19 protein-coding genes are annotated in these 15,986 nt (G+C 67.5%); 12 read left to right on the forward strand and 7 right to left on the reverse strand.

Annotated features, from left to right (window positions below; translation table 11 throughout):
* Positions 1 to 204: 204 nt before the first annotated feature.
* Entirely contained in the window at positions 205 to 531 is a 327-nt protein-coding gene (locus ACVOMM_RS00490; protein ID WP_229765793.1) for a ComEA family DNA-binding protein, read from the reverse strand.
* A 198-nt stretch (positions 532 to 729) separates the two neighbouring features.
* Here ACVOMM_RS00490 and ACVOMM_RS00495 point away from each other — a divergent pair, with 198 nt between their 5' ends.
* The 4 genes from ACVOMM_RS00495 (at position 730) to murU (ending at position 4,359) form a co-directional block, all read left to right on the forward strand.
* Positions 730 to 2,223, forward strand: a complete 1,494-nt coding sequence (locus ACVOMM_RS00495) for a M20 family metallopeptidase (protein WP_053516630.1) — start codon at positions 730 to 732, stop codon at positions 2,221 to 2,223.
* A 69-nt stretch (positions 2,224 to 2,292) separates the two neighbouring features.
* Positions 2,293 to 2,562, forward strand: a complete 270-nt coding sequence (locus ACVOMM_RS00500) for a GlsB/YeaQ/YmgE family stress response membrane protein (protein ID WP_065174540.1) — start codon at positions 2,293 to 2,295, stop codon at positions 2,560 to 2,562.
* A 64-nt stretch (positions 2,563 to 2,626) separates the two neighbouring features.
* Positions 2,627 to 3,652 carry an aminoglycoside phosphotransferase family protein gene (locus tag ACVOMM_RS00505; RefSeq protein WP_481525743.1) on the forward strand — a complete coding sequence of 342 codons (1,026 nt, stop codon included), beginning with the start codon at positions 2,627 to 2,629 and terminating at the stop codon, positions 3,650 to 3,652.
* Positions 3,649 to 4,359, forward strand: a complete 711-nt coding sequence (murU, locus tag ACVOMM_RS00510) for an N-acetylmuramate alpha-1-phosphate uridylyltransferase MurU (RefSeq protein WP_481525744.1) — start codon at positions 3,649 to 3,651, stop codon at positions 4,357 to 4,359. The genes ACVOMM_RS00505 and murU overlap by 4 nt, the downstream gene beginning before the upstream one ends.
* Positions 4,360 to 4,798: 439 nt before the next feature.
* On the opposite strand, the gene hda is transcribed toward murU, so the two are convergent.
* From hda to ACVOMM_RS00525, 3 genes are read right to left on the reverse strand one after another with little or no spacing between them, the layout of a single operon-like run.
* Positions 4,799 to 5,506, reverse strand: a complete 708-nt coding sequence (hda, locus tag ACVOMM_RS00515; protein ID WP_053519433.1) for a DnaA regulatory inactivator Hda — start codon at positions 5,504 to 5,506, stop codon at positions 4,799 to 4,801.
* Positions 5,506 to 6,678 (reverse strand): AI-2E family transporter, encoded by a 1,173-nt coding sequence (locus ACVOMM_RS00520; protein ID WP_065174539.1) that lies wholly within the window; start codon positions 6,676 to 6,678, stop codon positions 5,506 to 5,508. Before ACVOMM_RS00520 ends, hda begins: the two co-directional genes overlap by 1 nt.
* On the reverse strand, positions 6,675 to 7,802 hold the full coding sequence (locus ACVOMM_RS00525; RefSeq protein ID WP_227255408.1) for a DUF2066 domain-containing protein: 1,128 nt from the start codon (positions 7,800 to 7,802) through the stop codon (positions 6,675 to 6,677). Before ACVOMM_RS00525 ends, ACVOMM_RS00520 begins: the two co-directional genes overlap by 4 nt.
* A gap of 112 nt (positions 7,803 to 7,914) precedes the next feature.
* Between ACVOMM_RS00525 and purM the strand changes: the two genes are divergently transcribed.
* The 5 genes from purM (at position 7,915) to ACVOMM_RS00550 (ending at position 11,726) form a co-directional block, all read left to right on the forward strand.
* On the forward strand, positions 7,915 to 8,973 hold the full coding sequence (gene purM / locus ACVOMM_RS00530; RefSeq protein WP_053519430.1) for a phosphoribosylformylglycinamidine cyclo-ligase: 1,059 nt from the start codon (positions 7,915 to 7,917) through the stop codon (positions 8,971 to 8,973).
* Between the two features lie 19 nt (positions 8,974 to 8,992).
* Positions 8,993 to 9,481 carry a hypothetical protein gene (locus ACVOMM_RS00535; protein ID WP_053519429.1) on the forward strand — a complete coding sequence of 163 codons (489 nt, stop codon included), beginning with the start codon at positions 8,993 to 8,995 and terminating at the stop codon, positions 9,479 to 9,481.
* Between the two features lie 19 nt (positions 9,482 to 9,500).
* Complete coding sequence (gene purN, locus ACVOMM_RS00540) at positions 9,501 to 10,160, forward strand: phosphoribosylglycinamide formyltransferase (protein WP_065174537.1); 660 nt, start codon at positions 9,501 to 9,503, stop codon at positions 10,158 to 10,160.
* Positions 10,161 to 10,227: 67 nt separating this feature from the next.
* Positions 10,228 to 11,040, forward strand: coding sequence for a DUF3108 domain-containing protein (locus ACVOMM_RS00545; protein WP_065174536.1), 813 nt, complete (start codon positions 10,228 to 10,230; stop codon positions 11,038 to 11,040).
* A gap of 2 nt (positions 11,041 to 11,042) precedes the next feature.
* Positions 11,043 to 11,726, forward strand: coding sequence for a DUF3108 domain-containing protein (locus tag ACVOMM_RS00550; RefSeq protein ID WP_053519426.1), 684 nt, complete (start codon positions 11,043 to 11,045; stop codon positions 11,724 to 11,726).
* Positions 11,727 to 11,813: 87 nt separating this feature from the next.
* On the opposite strand, the gene ACVOMM_RS00555 is transcribed toward ACVOMM_RS00550, so the two are convergent.
* From ACVOMM_RS00555 to ACVOMM_RS00565, 3 genes are read right to left on the reverse strand one after another with little or no spacing between them, the layout of a single operon-like run.
* Entirely contained in the window at positions 11,814 to 12,125 is a 312-nt protein-coding gene (locus ACVOMM_RS00555) for a hypothetical protein (protein WP_053519425.1), read from the reverse strand.
* Positions 12,122 to 13,393, reverse strand: coding sequence for a UDP-N-acetylglucosamine 1-carboxyvinyltransferase (gene murA, locus ACVOMM_RS00560; protein ID WP_053519424.1), 1,272 nt, complete (start codon positions 13,391 to 13,393; stop codon positions 12,122 to 12,124). The genes ACVOMM_RS00555 and murA overlap by 4 nt, the downstream gene beginning before the upstream one ends.
* A gap of 22 nt (positions 13,394 to 13,415) precedes the next feature.
* Entirely contained in the window at positions 13,416 to 13,646 is a 231-nt protein-coding gene (locus tag ACVOMM_RS00565) for a BolA family protein (protein WP_053519423.1), read from the reverse strand.
* Positions 13,647 to 13,700: 54 nt separating this feature from the next.
* Here ACVOMM_RS00565 and ACVOMM_RS00570 point away from each other — a divergent pair, with 54 nt between their 5' ends.
* The 3 genes from ACVOMM_RS00570 (at position 13,701) to lptC (ending at position 15,889) form a co-directional block, all read left to right on the forward strand.
* Positions 13,701 to 14,702: a KpsF/GutQ family sugar-phosphate isomerase gene (locus ACVOMM_RS00570; protein WP_065174535.1), complete on the forward strand. Its 1,002-nt coding sequence runs from the start codon at positions 13,701 to 13,703 to the stop codon at positions 14,700 to 14,702.
* A gap of 66 nt (positions 14,703 to 14,768) precedes the next feature.
* Positions 14,769 to 15,317, forward strand: a complete 549-nt coding sequence (locus ACVOMM_RS00575) for a KdsC family phosphatase (RefSeq protein ID WP_053519421.1) — start codon at positions 14,769 to 14,771, stop codon at positions 15,315 to 15,317.
* Positions 15,314 to 15,889 carry an LPS export ABC transporter periplasmic protein LptC gene (gene lptC / locus ACVOMM_RS00580; RefSeq protein WP_053519420.1) on the forward strand — a complete coding sequence of 192 codons (576 nt, stop codon included), beginning with the start codon at positions 15,314 to 15,316 and terminating at the stop codon, positions 15,887 to 15,889. The genes ACVOMM_RS00575 and lptC overlap by 4 nt, the downstream gene beginning before the upstream one ends.
* The last annotated feature ends 97 nt before the right edge of the window (positions 15,890 to 15,986 follow it).

Raw genomic sequence — 15,986 nt, forward strand, 5'->3', positions numbered from 1 at the left:
CTCCCCCGCGCGTCCTGCGAAGTGGGGGTGGCGTTGCATCCTGCACGCGGCCGCGTCTGTCCTGCTTGTATCTCAGCCCCTTCCACAGGTCTGTGATGCCACCGTCCTGGTGATTGGTGCCGCATCCTGCGACGGTCGGTGAACACAGCCTCCCTGGCGGTGCCCGGTGGACCGGCCTCCTGCGGGTCCCGACGATTCCTGTTGTCAACGCCTTGGTACGGTCCGCACCGGTACCGATCCGGGTACCGGATCCGCGGGCAACAGCCTGTCGCCTACGGTGATCCGCTGTCGATTCCGTTCGACGATCACTGTCCCTATCCCCTTCACCTGCGTCAGATCCTCGACGCGCTTGAAGGGCCCGTGTCTGCGCCGGTGCTCGACGATCGCCGCAGCCTTCCTGGCTCCGACCATCGTCAATCCCTGCTGCAGCGCCTGGACATCGGCCCGGTTGATGTCGATCGGTTCGGCGGCATGCGCCCCTGCGATCCCCATTGCCAGTACCAGTGCCCTCAACACGACTAACCAAGGCACGACGTATAACTCCTTGTGGTTCTGGCCGCCCCGACCGGCAATCCCGTCGGTAGGAACAGTGTCCGTCACCACATACACACAGACTATCGGTTTCGTGGATTTCTAAAAGCCAGCCAAATACCCGACGTGATGTAGGAAAAACCCTACCCCCGGCGCAGGCGTAGAATGGCTGGATCAGCCATGCAACCGGAGTTTCAGATGGACAGCGCCAAGCTCGGCCAATTCGTGAATGACAAGTGGGACAGCGAAATCGTCCCGCAGTTGGTCGACTACATCCGCATTCCCAACAAGTCGCCGATGTTCGACGCCAATTGGGTGCAGAACGGCTACATGGAACAGGCGGTCACCCTGATGGAGACCTGGGCCAAGGCACAGGAGCTGCCGGGCCTGAAGGTCGAAGTGGTCCGCCTGGAAGGCCGTACCCCGCTGATTCTTCTGGAAATTCCCGCCACCGGCAGTGAAACCGGCGACGACACCATCCTGCTCTACGGGCACCTGGACAAGCAGCCGGAAATGACCGGCTGGGACGACGACCTGGGCCCGTGGACCCCGGTCCTGCGTGGCGACAAGCTCTATGGCCGCGGCGGCGCCGACGATGGCTACGCGATCTTCGGTTCGCTGGCCGCCGTGCTGGCCCTGCAGGCCCAGGGCCTGCCGCACGCGCGCTGCGTGGTCCTGATCGAAGCCTGTGAAGAGTCCGGCAGTTACGACCTGCCCGCCTACGTGGACCATCTGGCCGACCGCATCGGCAAGCCGTCGCTGGTGGTCTGCCTGGATTCGGGCTGCGCCAACTACGACCAGCTGTGGTGCACCACGTCGCTGCGCGGTCTCACCGGGGGCAACTTCACCGTCAAGGTGCTCAACGAAGGCGTGCATTCCGGCGATGCCTCCGGCGTGGTGCCGTCCAGCTTCCGCCTGCTGCGCCAGCTGCTGTCGCGCATCGAGGACCAGGACACCGGCCGCATCCTGATCGACGGCATGAACGTGGAAATCCCGGCCGAGCGCCAGGAACAGGCCAAGCGTGCCGCCGAAGTGGTCGATACGGCCATCTTCGAGAAGTTCCCGCTGGTCGATGGCCTGCGCCCGATGAACGAAGACCTCACCGAGCTGGTGCTCAACCGCACCTGGCGCCCGGCGTTGTCGGTCACCGGAATCGGCGGCATGCCGCCGCTGGAATCGGCCGGCAACGTGCTGCGCCCGCAGACCTCGGTGAAGCTGTCGCTGCGCCTGCCGCCCACCGCCGATGGCAAGACCTGCGGCGAGCTGCTGAAAGAAGCGCTGCTGCGCGATCCGCCGAACGGCGCGCAGGTCACCCTGGATCTGGAAAAGGCCTCCACCGGCTGGAATGCCCCGGCCATGGCGCCGTGGCTGACCAAGGCCATCGACGAAGCCAGCCAGACCTTCTTCGGCAAGCCGGCGATGTACATGGGCGAAGGCGGCTCGATTCCGTTCATGGGCATGCTGGGCGAGAAGTTCCCCGGTGCCCAGTTCATGATCACCGGCGTGCTTGGCCCGCACTCGAACGCGCATGGCCCGAACGAGTTCCTGCACATTCCGATGGGCAAGAAGGTCACCGCCTGCGTGTCCAAGGTGATCAGCGAGCACTACGCCGCCAGCCTGCGTGGCGAGACCAGTGGTTCGCCGGTGGCCGCCGACAGCGGCACGCGCCATGGCGACCACGGCTGCTGCTGATCCGGCACACCGTGACGGACGCAGCCCGGCCTTGCTAGGCTGCGTTCTTCTCAAGCGGAACGCACACGCATGAATGGTCTGTTCGGCAGCAGCAGCTGGCTGTACATCCTGCTGGTCGGGTTCTTCGTCGGCCTGCTCGGGCGCTTCGTCATGCCGGGCAACAACCGCATGGGCTGCCTGCTGACCATCGTGCTGGGCATCCTCGGTGCCCTGCTGGCCGGCTGGTTTGGTCAGTACATGGGCTGGTACGCCCCAGGCGAACCGGCTGGATTCCTCGGTGCCGTGGTTGGCGCGGTGGCCGTGCTGGCGATCCTGCGCCTGTTCAGCGGTCGCCGCTGAAACGGCCCCACCTTTCCCTCCTGTCCCCGACGTCGGCGCGCCCCGCGCGCCCGGATATGCCCGCATGACCGAACCCGCCTCCGATCCCCAGCGCAGCGCGCAGCGACTGCAGTGGGCCCGTATCCAGCTTGGCGATGCACAGGCTGTGGTTGAACGTGCGTCGGTCGATGCGGGCATGCGCAGCTACTGGCGCGTAACCGGTACACGCGGCAGCCACATCGTGATGGATGCTCCGCCGGGACTGGAAGACCCCCGCCCCTGGCTGCGCATGCGCGGCCTGCTGCACGACCATGGCCTGCGTGTGCCGGCCCTGCTTGCGCAGGATCTGGACGCCGGCTTCCTGCTGCTGGAGGATCTCGGCGGTCCGACCCTGGCGAGAATCCTCGACGAGCGCAACGCCGATGAATGGTTCGGCCGCGCCATCGATCAGCTGCTGCGCCTGCAGGCGATCCCGGTGCCGGCCGACTTCGGCCAGTTCGGCGAAGCCCTGCTGCAGCGCGATGCCGGCCTGTTCGACGAATGGTTCCTGCAGCGCCATCTCAACCTGCAGCTGGACTGCGGCGAAATCGAGGGCCTGCAGCTGGTCCATCGCCGGTTGATGGACAACGCACTGGGCCAGGCGCAGCTGATGACCCACCGCGACTACATGCCGCGCAATCTGATGCCCGTTGCCGACGGTCCGGCCGTGCTGGATTTCCAGGATCTGGTGCGGGGCCCGATCGCCTACGATGCCGTGAGCCTGTTCAAGGACGCGTTCCTGAGCTGGCCGCTGCAGCGCGTGGACGAGTGGCTCGCGCAGTACCACGCGCGCGCGCGCGCTGCGGGCCTGCCGGTGCCCGACCGTGCGACCTTCCTGCGTGACGCGGACTGGATGGGCATCCAGCGCCACGTGAAGATCCTGGGCCTGTTCTGCCGCCTGCGTTACCGCGACAACAAGGGTCATTACCTGGATGATGCGCCGCGCTTCATCACCTATCTGGACGAAGTACTGCCGCGCTACCGCGAGCTGGCCCCCCTGCGGCAGCTGCTGAACACACGCATCAAGCCGGCGCTGGCCGAGCTCGGCGCACCGATGCGCGTAGCCCGATGAAGGCGCTGATCTTCGCCGCCGGTCTGGGCGAACGCATGCGCCCGCTGACCCTGCACACACCCAAGCCGCTGCTCGCAGTGGCCGGCAAGCCGCTGATCGTCTGGCACCTGGAGCGCCTGGCCGCCTGCGGCGTGCGCGATATCGTGGTCAATACCGCATGGCTGGCGGAACAGTTCCCGGCGATGCTAGGCGATGGCAGCCGATGGGGTGTGCGCCTGTACTTCATGCATGAAGGCGATACCCCGCTGGAGACCGGCGGAGGCATTCTCAATGCTCTGCCGGCACTGGGTGAGGATCCGTTCCTGGTGGTCAACGGCGACATCTGGACCGATTTCGATTTCGCCACACTACCGCGCGAGCCGCGGGGCCAGGCGCATCTGGTGCTGGTCGACAACCCCACGCAGCATCCGCACGGTGATTACCGGCTGGACACGCAGGGCCTGCTGCACCATGACCGCGAAGGACCGTGCCTGACCTATGCCGGCATCGGCGTGTACCGCCCCTCAATCGTGGCCGACTGGCGCACGGTGATTGGCGATGCGCCGGGCAGCGAGCGGCTGCCGCCGAAGTTCTCGGTGGTGCCACTGCAGAAGCACTTCATGGCGCAGGGGTTGATGACGGGGCAGCACCATCGCGGGCGCTGGACCGACGTCGGCACGGTGGATCGCCTGCGTGCGCTGGATGTTGAGTTGGCGGCGAACGGCTGAGCCCCTCGTGGTTGGTCGCGTAGAGCGGATCGCGTGTTTGGCCGGGCGGGTGGGCCATGCAGGGGACGCTGCAAGTACGTCCCTGTAAGCTCGATGGCGCCATCCATGGCGCCAACGCCCCTGCATGGCCCACCCGCCCGGCCTCTGGCAGTTTCCTTGCGCGTCCAGCCACGGAAGAAAGAAAGAAAAGCAGAAGCAGGTCGCTTCGCTCACGAAGCGAAAGCGCATCCACGCGTAGCGTGGATCTACCGTGTCGACCAAGGTCGACACCCACCAACAGCAGTGCAGTACGCAGTCCCGGCAGATTGCGGGAACCTGCTTGCGCCGTCCCCCGCAACCTGAGCCACCCCGCCTCCCCTCAGGAAGCCCGCGTTTGACGTTGACGTTGCTCCGGCTTCGGCGGGTGCAGGGCGGCAGCCCTGCAAAACAAACCCCAACCTCAGTAGCGAGGGCGGCCTTCTTCCAGCACCTGGCGCAGGAACGGCACGGTGATCCGACGCTTGGCCGCCAGCGATTCGCGGTCCAGCCAGTCCAGCAACGTGATCAGCCCGCCCAGCTCGCGCCCGGTGTGCGACAGCAGCCACTCGATCGCGGCCTCGTCGATGGCCAGCCCCCGTCGCAGCGCGCGCTCGCGCAGCACCGCCGCGCGTCCTTCCTCGTCCAGCGGCTGCAGCAGCACCCGCACGCACTGGCCCAGCCGCGAGCGCAGGTCCGGCAGCACCAGTCCGAGTTCGCCCGGCGCCTTCTGCGCCGTGTAGAGCACGGTCACGCCGGCAGCGCGCGCACGGTTATGGAAATCGAACAGGGCAATCTCGTCCTCGCGGTTGCCGGCAATCTCGTCCAGTCCGTCCAGCGCGACCAGCTCGCGCGCCTCCAGCCCCTCGAGCGCTGCACGCACACGGCCGGCCGCACTGGCCAGCGGCACATAGGTCGGCAGCCGCCCGGCCTGCTCGGCGCTGGAACACATCGCCAGCGCCTGATGCGTCTTGCCCGTGCCTGCCGCGCCTTCCAGGTAGACCCAGTCGTGGCTGGCACCGACCGCGATCGCGCGCAGCTGCGCCAGCGCACCATCCGGTGCGCCGATGAAGGTCTCCAGGCGCTGGTCCCGCGGGTAGTGCAGGGCCAGCGGCAATTGCGGCACACCCATCACTTCAGGTCGGGGCCCTTGTCGTTTGTGTCGAGGATGATGTGGGGCGGCTCAACCACACCGTCAAGCACGATCGCCGATTTCTCACCCGCGTAAAGATCGCTCTGCCGATAGCGCTGGTGCGCATAGCGCAGCAGCACGTTGGACACGGCAGCCACCGGCAGCGCCAGCAGCATGCCGAGGAAGCCGAACAGCTGGCCGCCTGCCATCACCGCGAAGATCACTGCCACCGGATGCAGGCCGATCTTGTCGCCGACGATGCGCGGCGTCAGTACATAGCTCTCCAGCAACTGGCCGACCGTGAACACCACGCCGACCAGTATCAGCAGTTTCAGGTCGAAGCCCTGCGCCTGCACCAGCGCGGCGATGATCGCCATCAGGATGCCGGTGGTCGCGCCCAGGTACGGAATGAAGCTGATCAGGCCCGCGATCATGCCGATCAGCAGCCCCAGCTTCAGCCCCACCAGCGACAGGCCGCCGGCATAGATCACGCCCAGTGCCAGCATCACCAGGAACTGGCCGCGGATGAAGGCCCCCAGCACCTCGTTGGATTCGCGCGCCAGCGCCGTGATGGTGCCGATGTGGTTGCGCGGAATGACCGAGGCGACCCGCTCCACCAGCTTGTCCCAGTCGCGCAGGAAGTAGAACGCCAGGATCGGCAGCAGCAGGATGTTGACCACCCAGGTCACCATCGTGAAGCCCGAGCGCGAGACATATCCCATGAAGGTCTTGGCGAAGCCGCCCGCCTGCTGCCAATGGCTGCGCACCCATTCGATCAGGCGATCCGGGTCCAGCCACTGCATCACCTCCAGGCCTGTCTTCTGCTCGAACCACGGAATGCCGGTCTGCATCAGCCAGGCCTGCGCCTGCGGCACGGCCGCCACCAGGGTGGTGATCTGCTTTTCGATCATCGGCACCAGCACCAGCAGCGCGGCGACGATCACCAGCACCATGGCCACGAACACCAGCACCACGCCGGTCATGCGCGAGCGCCCGGTGGCCTCGATGCGGTCCACCAGCGGATCACCCAGCCAGGCCAGCGCCAGCGCCAGCACGAACGGCGTCAGGATCGGCGCCAGCAGCCACACGATCCAGCCGATCAGGCCGGCAAGCAGGATGTATTTGACCCGGCGCAGGAACTGCGCGATTTCAGCTTCCGGCGTCAGGGTCATCGCAGTCGGTACTCGTTGCTGACCGGCGCCTGCACCGGCACGCCGGTGGTGTCATCGATCGGTGTCGGAAGGGCAGGCAGCGGGGCGTTTGGAACCAGCACGCCGCTGTCACCCAGCATGCGGTTGAAGCCGGCCAGGCCGGTGGTCATTTCGACGGTCAGCTCCAGCCGGCCCGCGCTGGCGTGCAGCGGAGTGACATTGCGCACCACCGGCACGTCGCGCAGGCCCGCGGCCAGTCGCAGGTAGTCATCGGCACTGTTGATGCCGGTGACCACCACCCGGTAGCTGCCCGCCTGGCCGGTGGCCACACCCGCCTTGGCATAACGCTTGACCAGCGCGTCGGCCGCGCCGTCGGCGCCCGCGGCCATCGCGCGCATGGCGTTGGCATCCTTGCTGGTCCATCTGTTCAGTTCACGGCCATCGTCGACGAACACCCAGTCCGCCTGCCAGCCGCCATTGGCACGGTAGAGCTTGCCGATCAGCTGCATCGGCGGCGAGTAGCGCGAAGAGGCGCGGGCCACGGCGGCGCTGTCCTGGCGCCAGATGGCACCGGCCAGCGCCTGTTCGGCAGCGCCCCCACTGGGCAGGCCCAGCTTGTAGCCGCGCTCGATGGCGCGGTTCAGCAGCGGGCGCGCGGCATTGGCCTGCTGCACGCTGACCAGGCGCGGGCCGCTGCCGTCATCGACGGCCAGCCACAGCACCGGCTTCGGTCGGGGCTGCGGCCACAGCGGCAGGCCCAGCGCGGCGACCAGCGAATCGACGTCATCCTCGCGGAAACGGGCCACCAGCAGGGTCCGGAAACTGGGCGCACCGCTGGCGCTGACGCTCTGGTCCTGCTTGTAGTCGTAGCTGGCCACGTAATCCTTGGCATTGCGCAGGGCCTGCACCACGCCGGGCCGGGACATCACGCTGCGGTCGCCCGACAGCTTGCCCAGCACTACGCTCAGGGCGCGTGCCAGCCCGCCATTGCGGTCGGCCTCGGCCTGGCTGTTGACCGGCACTTCGGCCTCGTAGGCCCCACTGGCGGTGGCGACATCCCCCTCGGTGCGCAGGCCGCTCTGGGCCATCGTGGCCACCGGCAGGCTCAACGCAAGAAGCAGGGTGAGAATCAGGCTGCGGCGCATCAGGACATCCATTGGCTCGACGTATCCGGGGGGAATTGTTGCCCGAATACGGCCTGTGCGCCAATGCGGCCTGTTAAAATCGCCCGTTCAACCCCTGCCAGCGCCGACGCCCGTGACCAACACCCCGTCTTCCGCCCCCTCCCCCCTCACCTACCGTGACGCGGGCGTCGACATCGACGCCGGCAACGAGCTGGTCGAGCGGATCAAGCCCCTGGTCAAGCGCAGCTTCCGTCCGGAAGTGATGGGCGGCCTGGGCGGTTTCGGCGCCCTGTTCGACCTGTCCAACAAGTACCGCGAACCGGTGCTGGTGTCGGGTACCGACGGTGTCGGCACCAAGCTGAAGCTGGCCCACCAGCTGAACCGCCACGATACGATCGGCATCGATCTGGTCGCGATGTGCGTGAACGACGTGCTGGTGCAGGGCGCCGAGCCGCTGTTCTTCCTGGACTACTTCGCCACCGGCAAGCTGGACGTGGATACCGCCGCGGCGGTCGTGGGCGGCATCGCCAACGGCTGCACCGAGGCCGGCTGCGCACTGATCGGCGGCGAGACCGCTGAAATGCCCGACATGTATGCCCCGGGCGAGTACGATCTGGCCGGCTTCACCGTGGCCGCGGTGGAAAAGAGCGAACTGAAGGATGGCGCCAGCGTGGCGGCCGGCGATGTGCTGATCGGCATCGCCTCGTCCGGCCCGCACTCCAACGGCTACTCGCTGGTCCGCCGCATCTACGACCGCGCCGGGCGTCCGGCCGATCTTGAGCTGGAAGGCGGCGTGAAGCTGGTCGACGCGCTGATGGCACCGACCCGGTTGTACGTCAAGCCGATCCTGTCGCTGCTGAAGTCGCACGGCGATGCCATCCATGGCATGGCCCACATCACCGGTGGCGGACTGACCGAGAACATCATCCGGGTGGTCCCGGACGGCCTCGGCCTGGACATCCAGGCGGCCTCGTGGACGCTGCCGCCGGTGTTCCAGTGGCTTCAGAAGGAAGGCGCGGTCGCCGACAGCGAAATGTGGCGCACCTTCAACTGCGGCATCGGCTTCGTGCTGATCGTCGCGCCGGACCAGGTCGAGGCGGTGTCCGCCGCGGTCACCGCCCAGGGCCTGGATCACTGGACCATCGGCCAGGTCGTCACCACCGAAGGCGCCGAGCGCGTCCGCATCGCCTGACCCCTGCAGAGGAGCCCGCATGGACGCAATGCCCCCATCCCCTTCGAACCCGGTGCCGCCGCCGCTGCTGACGGCACCCGTATTCGGCCCGCAGGACGCCAGCCATCTGCGGGCGCTGTCCATCGGCCACTACGTGGTTGGTGCGCTCATCGCACTGTTCTCGCTGATCTTCATCATCCACATCGTGCTGGGCGTGAGCGCCCTGACCGGGGCATTGCCGCTGAGCTCGGAGGGGCAGCCCTCATCGCCCGCCGAGCAGCGGATGTTCGGCTGGATGTTCACCATCATCGGCAGCGTGATCGTGGTGGGCGGCGTCACCCTGGGGGCCTTCGTCGCCTACGCCGGGCGCTGCCTGGCGCAGCGCCGCCGTTACGTGCTGTGCCTGGTGGTCGCGGGCCTGTCCTGCCTGTTCACCCCGGTGGGCACGGTGCTGGGGGTGTTCACCCTGATCGCCCTGCTCCGCCCCCAGGTGAAAGCCGTGTTCGACACTCCGTCGGCAAGCGTTTGAGCCGCCTGGGTTGCCGGTAATGAACGCCCCCCGCCGCATCGCCGTGCTCGCCTCCGGGCGCGGCAGCAACCTGCAGGCCATCCTGGATGCCATCGCGTCGGGCCGCCTGCCGGCCGACGTGGTGGGCGTGTTCTCCGACCGCCCCGATGCCGCGGCCCTGCAGCGGGTCGATCCTTCCCGGCGCTGGGCGCATGCACCGAAGGAATTCAGCGATCGTGCCGCCTACGAGCTGGCCCTGGGCGACGCGGTTGCCGCCTCCGCTCCGGACTGGATCGTCTGCGCCGGCTACATGCGCATTCTCGGCGCTGGCTTCGTGCAGCGCTTCAACGGTCGCCTGGTCAACATCCACCCGTCGCTGCTGCCGCTGTACAAGGGCCTGCATACTCACGCGCGGGCGCTGGAAGCCGGCGATGCCGAGCATGGCGCAAGCGTGCATCTGGTGGTGCCGGAGCTGGACGCGGGCACGGTGCTGGCGCAGGCGCGCGTGCCGGTGCTGGCAGGCGACGATGCACAGACCCTTGCCGAGCGCGTGCTGGCGGTGGAACACCCGCTGCTGATCGCCAGCCTGCAGCTGCTGTGCGATGGCCGGCTGGCTGAACGGGAAGGACAGGCGATCTTCGACGGTCACCCCCTGTTTAGGCCGCTGGCCCTAGATTCCGCCGGAAACCTGAACCGATAACGTTCTGCACACGCCCCGCTGACTGCGGGGCTGGCATCCTGCCCCACTCCTGCGGCCCCTGTCCCCCATGAAGACCACGACGCTGCTGTGCACGCCCCTGCTGTTGTCGCTTGCCGTGTTGCCTGGCGTCGGCTGGGGCCAGGCACAGCCCTCTGCCGACCCGGCAGCTCCGTCGCAGGCCCCAGCCGCACCGGCCGTGCCCATGCTGCCCGCGCTGGCCTGGGAACCGCCGCCGCTGCAACCGTTCACCGCTACCTACCAGGCCTTCTACAAGGGCAAGGAAGCCGGCGATGCCACCATGCAGGTCACCCATACCGGCGGCAACCAGTGGCGGGTGGACATGCAGGTGGTGGGCCGCCGCGGCTTTGCCAGCGTGCTCGGCCTGAACATCGAGCAGAGCACGGTGTTCGAGGAGCGCGGCGGCGTCTATGCGCCGCTGAGCCAGAGCACGGTGCGCAAGGGCCTGTTCCTGGGCAAGAAGGCCGTCGGCACCTATAACTGGCAGGCCGGCACCGCGCAGTGGACCGGCGATGTGAAAAAGGATCGCGCGCAGCCCATTCCGCTGCAGGCCGGCGATCAGAGCGCCCTGCTGATCAACCTGGCGATCATGCGTGATGCCCGCCCGGGCGTGGCCATGCACTACCGCTACGTCGACATGGGCAAGGTGCGCCAGCACGACTACCAGGCCGCGCCGCAGACCGAGAACGTCGAGGTCGGCGACCTGTCCTACAACGCGCTGCGGGTATACCGCAGCAACGGCGGCAACAACGAAACCATTCTCTGGATCGCCAACGGTGTCCCCACCCCGGTGCGCATCCTGCAACGCGAAGATGGCGAAGACCGCGTCGATCTCCGCCTGATCGAATACCAAGGAGTCTGAGCATGAACACCCTGTCCCGCCCCCTGACGTGGATCGCCGCTGCCACCCTGTCGATGGCCAGCCTGCCGGCGATGGCCCTGGAGCCGTTCAAGGCCGACTATCTGGCCAGCTACATGGGCATGCAGGCCAACGGCACCATGACGCTGGCCAGTGAAGGCAGCAACAAGTGGCGCTACAGCCTGCAGGTGAAAAACCAGCTGGCGGACCTGAGCCAGAGCACCGTGTTCGAGGAAGTGCGCGGCCAGCTGCGTCCGCTCAGCAGCCAGGACCGCTCGGCGCTGCTGGTGAAGAAGCGCAACGTGCAGGCCAACTACAACTGGACCAGCAACCAGGCCACCTGGACCGGCGACATCAAGCCGGACCGCGCCGGACCGATCGCCCTGAAGGCCGGCGACATGGATGCGCTGCTGATCAATCTGGCCATCGCCCGCGACCTGGCAGCCGGCAAGCCGTTGACCTACCGCATGGTCGACGAGGGCCGGATCAAGAACATGACCTACCGTGTGATCGGCAAGGAATCGATCACCGTGGGCGGCAAGAGCTACGAGGCGACCAAGGTGTCGCGTGCCGATGGCAACAAAGAGCTGATCGCCTGGATCGTGCCGGAGTTTCCGGTGCCGGCGCGCATGCTGCAGCGGGAAAGCGGCCGCGACGCGCTGGACCTGACCATCCGATCGATGAACTGAGTGCCGGGGGTCGGATCCCATCCCCTCGGGGATGGGATCTGACCCCGGGCCCCGCACAAGGAAAACGCCCGCTTGCGCGGGCGTTTTTCATTTCTTCTCTTCGGCCGGTTTGAACTCGGTGCGGCAGTCCACCCGGATCTGCTCACCGCTTCCGCGCCAGACGAAGGTGCGGCAATGGCGGTTGCCTTCCTGGCTGTCGTTCACCGACACGGCATAGAACGACTGGATGATCTCGTCACGCGATACCGTGCCGTCACCGTTCCAGTCCATGTCCTTCTGCTCGATGCCGCGGGTGATGGCGATATCGGCGTACCAGGCATACCCCAGCCACGCCAGCACGATCAGCACCAGCGCCAGCAGCGCCTTGCGACGCGGGCTGAATTTTCCGCGAAGGATCATGGCACGCGCCGGATGGTGGCACCGAGCGAAGACAGCTTCTCTTCGATGTTCTCGTAGCCGCGATCGAGGTGGTAGATGCGATCGATGGTGGTATCGCCGCTGGCCATCAGGCCGGCCAGGATCAGCGATGCCGATGCACGCAGGTCGGTGGCCATGACCGGCGCGCCGCTCAGGTGCTCGCTGCCACGCACGATCGCGGTATGGCCTTCGACCTGGATGTCCGCGCCCAGGCGCAGCAGCTCGTTGACGTGCATGAAACGGTTCTCGAAGATCGTTTCGTTGATCACGCCGACGCCGTCGGCCACGCAGTTGAGCGCCATGAACTGCGCCTGCATGTCGGTCGGGAATGCCGGATACGGCGCGGTGGTCAGGTTCACCGCCTTCGGCCGCTTGCCCTGCATGTCCAGGGTGATGCTGTCCTCGGTGGTCTCGATCCGGGCGCCCGCCTCGACCAGCTTGGACAGCACCGCGTCCATGGTGTTCGGACGTGCGCGGTTGACCGTGACCTTGCCGCCGGTCATCGCGGCGGCCACCAGGAAGGTGCCGGTCTCGATGCGGTCGGGCAGCACTTCATGACGGCCACCGGAGAGGCGCTCCACGCCTTCGATCACCAGGCGGGCGGTGCCGAGGCCTTCGATCTTCGCACCCAGAGCGATCAGGCAATGGGCCAGATCGGTCACCTCCGGCTCCATCGCGCAGTTGTCGAGGATGGTGGTGCCTTCGGCCAGCACCGCGCCCATCAGCACGTTCTCGGTCCCGGTCACGCTCACCATGTCGAAGGTGAAGTGGCCACCCTTCAAGCGCTTGGCCGAAGCCTTGATGAATCCGTTCTCGACCACGATGTCGGCACCAAGCGCCTGCAGGCCCTTGATGTGCTGGTCGACCGGACGCGAGCCGATGGCACAGCCACCGGGCAGCGACACTTCGGCCGCACCGAAACGGGCCAGCAGCGGACCCAGCACCAGGATCGACGCACGCATGGTCTTGACCAGTTCGTACGGCGCCACATGCTGGTTCACCGCACGCGGGTCGACCACGATCGCGCTGCCGCGCGACAGCGTGCCCTGGTCGATGGTGACCTTGGCGCCCAGTTCGCCCAGCAGCTTCACCGTGGTGACCACATCGTGCAGGTGGGGCACGTTGGTGATCTCCACCGGCTCATCGGCCAGCAGGGTCGCGCAGAGGATGGGGAGGACGGCGTTCTTGGCGCCGGAGATGCTCACTTCACCGTGCAGCGCAGCGCCGCCGGTCACAACGATCTTGGCCATGGGGTTCGGGATCTTCTGCGGTTCAGCCGGCTTCGGCCGGGGTCACGGTTTTCAGCGCCAGCGCGTGGATCGCGCCGCCCATCAGGTCGCCCAGCGTGGCATAGACCATGCGGTGGCGGGCCAGCGGCATCTTGCCGGCAAAGGCGTCGCAGACCACGGTCGCTTCGAAATGCACGCCATCGTCGCCCCGCACATCGGCGCGGGCGCCAGGCAGGCCGGTTTCGATCAGGTTGCGGATGGTGTCGGCGTCCAACGGGCTTTCCTAATAAAATGAACCCTCATTCTACTTCCGCTGCGTGGCGTCCGCATGGCCGAGTCCCTCCCGCCCCCCCGTTCCGTCGAGCCGGCCGCCCTGGTGGCCAGCGGCCGCCGCGTGTTCGAGATCGAGCAGCAGGCACTGCAGGCGGTCGCCGAGCGCCTGGGCGAGCCGTTCCAGAAGGCCTGCCAGGTGATCCTGGGCAGCCGCGGGCGGGTGGTCGCCACCGGGATGGGCAAGTCAGGCCATGTGGCGCGCAAGATCGCCGCAACCTTGGCGTCCACCGGTACCCCGGCGTTCTACGTGCACCCGGGCGAGGCCGGCCATGGCGACCTGGGCATGATCACCGAAGCCGACGTGGTACTGGCCCTGTCCTATTCGGGCGAATCGGACGAAGTGCTGATGCTGCTGCCGGTGCTCAAGCGCCAGGGCAACGTGCTGATCTCCATGACCGGCCGCCCGCAGTCCAGCCTGGCGACCGCCGCCGACGTCCACCTGGACGTCAGCGTGCCGGCCGAGGCCTGCCCGCTGGCGCTGGCTCCGACCTCGAGCACCACCGCCTCGCTGGCGATGGGCGACGCGCTGGCGGTGGCCCTGCTGGATGCGCGCGGCTTCACCGCTGACGATTTCGCCCGCTCGCATCCGGCCGGCAGCCTTGGCCGTCGCCTGCTGCTGCATATCACCGACGTCATGCATACCGGTGCCGATCTGCCCAAGGTCGATGCCGGCGCCAGCCTCAGCGAGGCCCTGGTGGAGATGAGCCGCAAGCGCCTGGGCATGACCGCCGTGGTCGATGCCGAGGGCGTGCTGATCGGCCTGTTCACCGACGGTGACCTGCGCCGGGCACTGGACAGTGCGCTGGACGTGCGCACGGCAAAGATCGCCGATGTGATGACGCGCAACCCCCGCACCATCGGAGCCGACCAGCTGGCGGTGGAGGCCGCCCGCCAGATGGAAACCCAGCAGATCAACGGCCTGATCGTGGTCGATGACCAGGGCCGCGCCGTCGGCGCCCTGAACATTCATGACCTGTTGCGGGCCCGGGTGGTTTAACCGACAGTCCGTAGACCCCATTCAGTCTGTAACCCCACACCTGCCCTGATCGAGTCCAACGTCCTGATGCCCTGGTCCCCCCTGCCCGCCTTCCCTGCCCACCTGCATGCCGCTGCGGCGCGGATCCGCATGGCCTGCTTCGACGTGGACGGCACCCTCACCGACGGTCGGCTGTACTACGACCAGGACGGCAACGAGAGCAAGGCGTATTTCGTGCAGGATGGCCTGGGCCTGAAACTGCTGCAGCAGCACGGCATACACCCCGTGCTGATCACCGCGCGCAACAGCCAGTCCGCGCTCAGGCGCGGTGCCGATCTCGGCATTGATACCCACATCGCCGTGGGCGACAAGCTGGCCAGCGTGCAGGCCCTGTGTGCCCAGCGCGGCATCGGCCTGGAACAGGTCGCCTTCCTTGGCGATGACCTGCCGGATCTGGCGCCCCTGGGTGCGGTCGGCCTGGCCGTGGCGCCGGCCAATGCCCATCCGTGGATCGCCGAACGCGTGCACTGGCAGACCCGTTCCGAAGGCGGGCGCGGCGCGGCGCGTGAGCTGTGCGACGTTCTGCTGGCCGCGCAGGGTCATGTCGCGTCGGTCCTGGCGAGGTACGGCGCATGAACGCACCGACCGTGAACTGGCGCACCGTGCTCGGCATCGGCCTGCTGCTGGCGGCCCTGCTCAGCAGCTGGGCCGCGCTGCGCAACCGCGACAAGGGCCCGGCCCAGAGCGGCCAGGAAGTCGGCGTGGATTACATCCTGCACGACTTCCAGATCGTCGCCCTGGACGAGCAGGGCAAGGAATCGACCACCCTGCGCGCGCCGCGGCTGGAGCGGCAGCGCGGCGACCAGACCATCAACATCGCCACGCCACTGTTCGAGATGCCCGACAAGGACGGCAGGCACTGGACACTGCGCGCGGAGACCGGCTGGCTGAGCGCCAAGGGTGACGAACTGAAGCTGCGCGGCAAGGTGGCGGGTGACAGTCCCGCTGCCCCCGGCGTCGTGCCGACCACCTTCCGCACCGACCACCTGGACGTGTTCCCCAAGGAGAGCCGGGCCCGGACCGACGCCCTGGTGACCATGACCCGCCCCGGCATGGAGCAGTCCGGCGTCGGGTTCGAGGTGGATTCGAAGAACAACACGTATCATTTCCTCAGCCAGTCCAAGGGTCGCTACACGCCCAGACGCTGATTCCGCCGCCCGGCCCGCGACGTCCCTGGACAGGCGCGGCGCCGGCAGCCCCCACCCGCTGCTGCCCTCCTGACCGGGCAGCCACCACCGGCAGAAC

The sequence above is a fragment of the Stenotrophomonas sp. STEN009 genome (genome assembly GCF_056760395.1).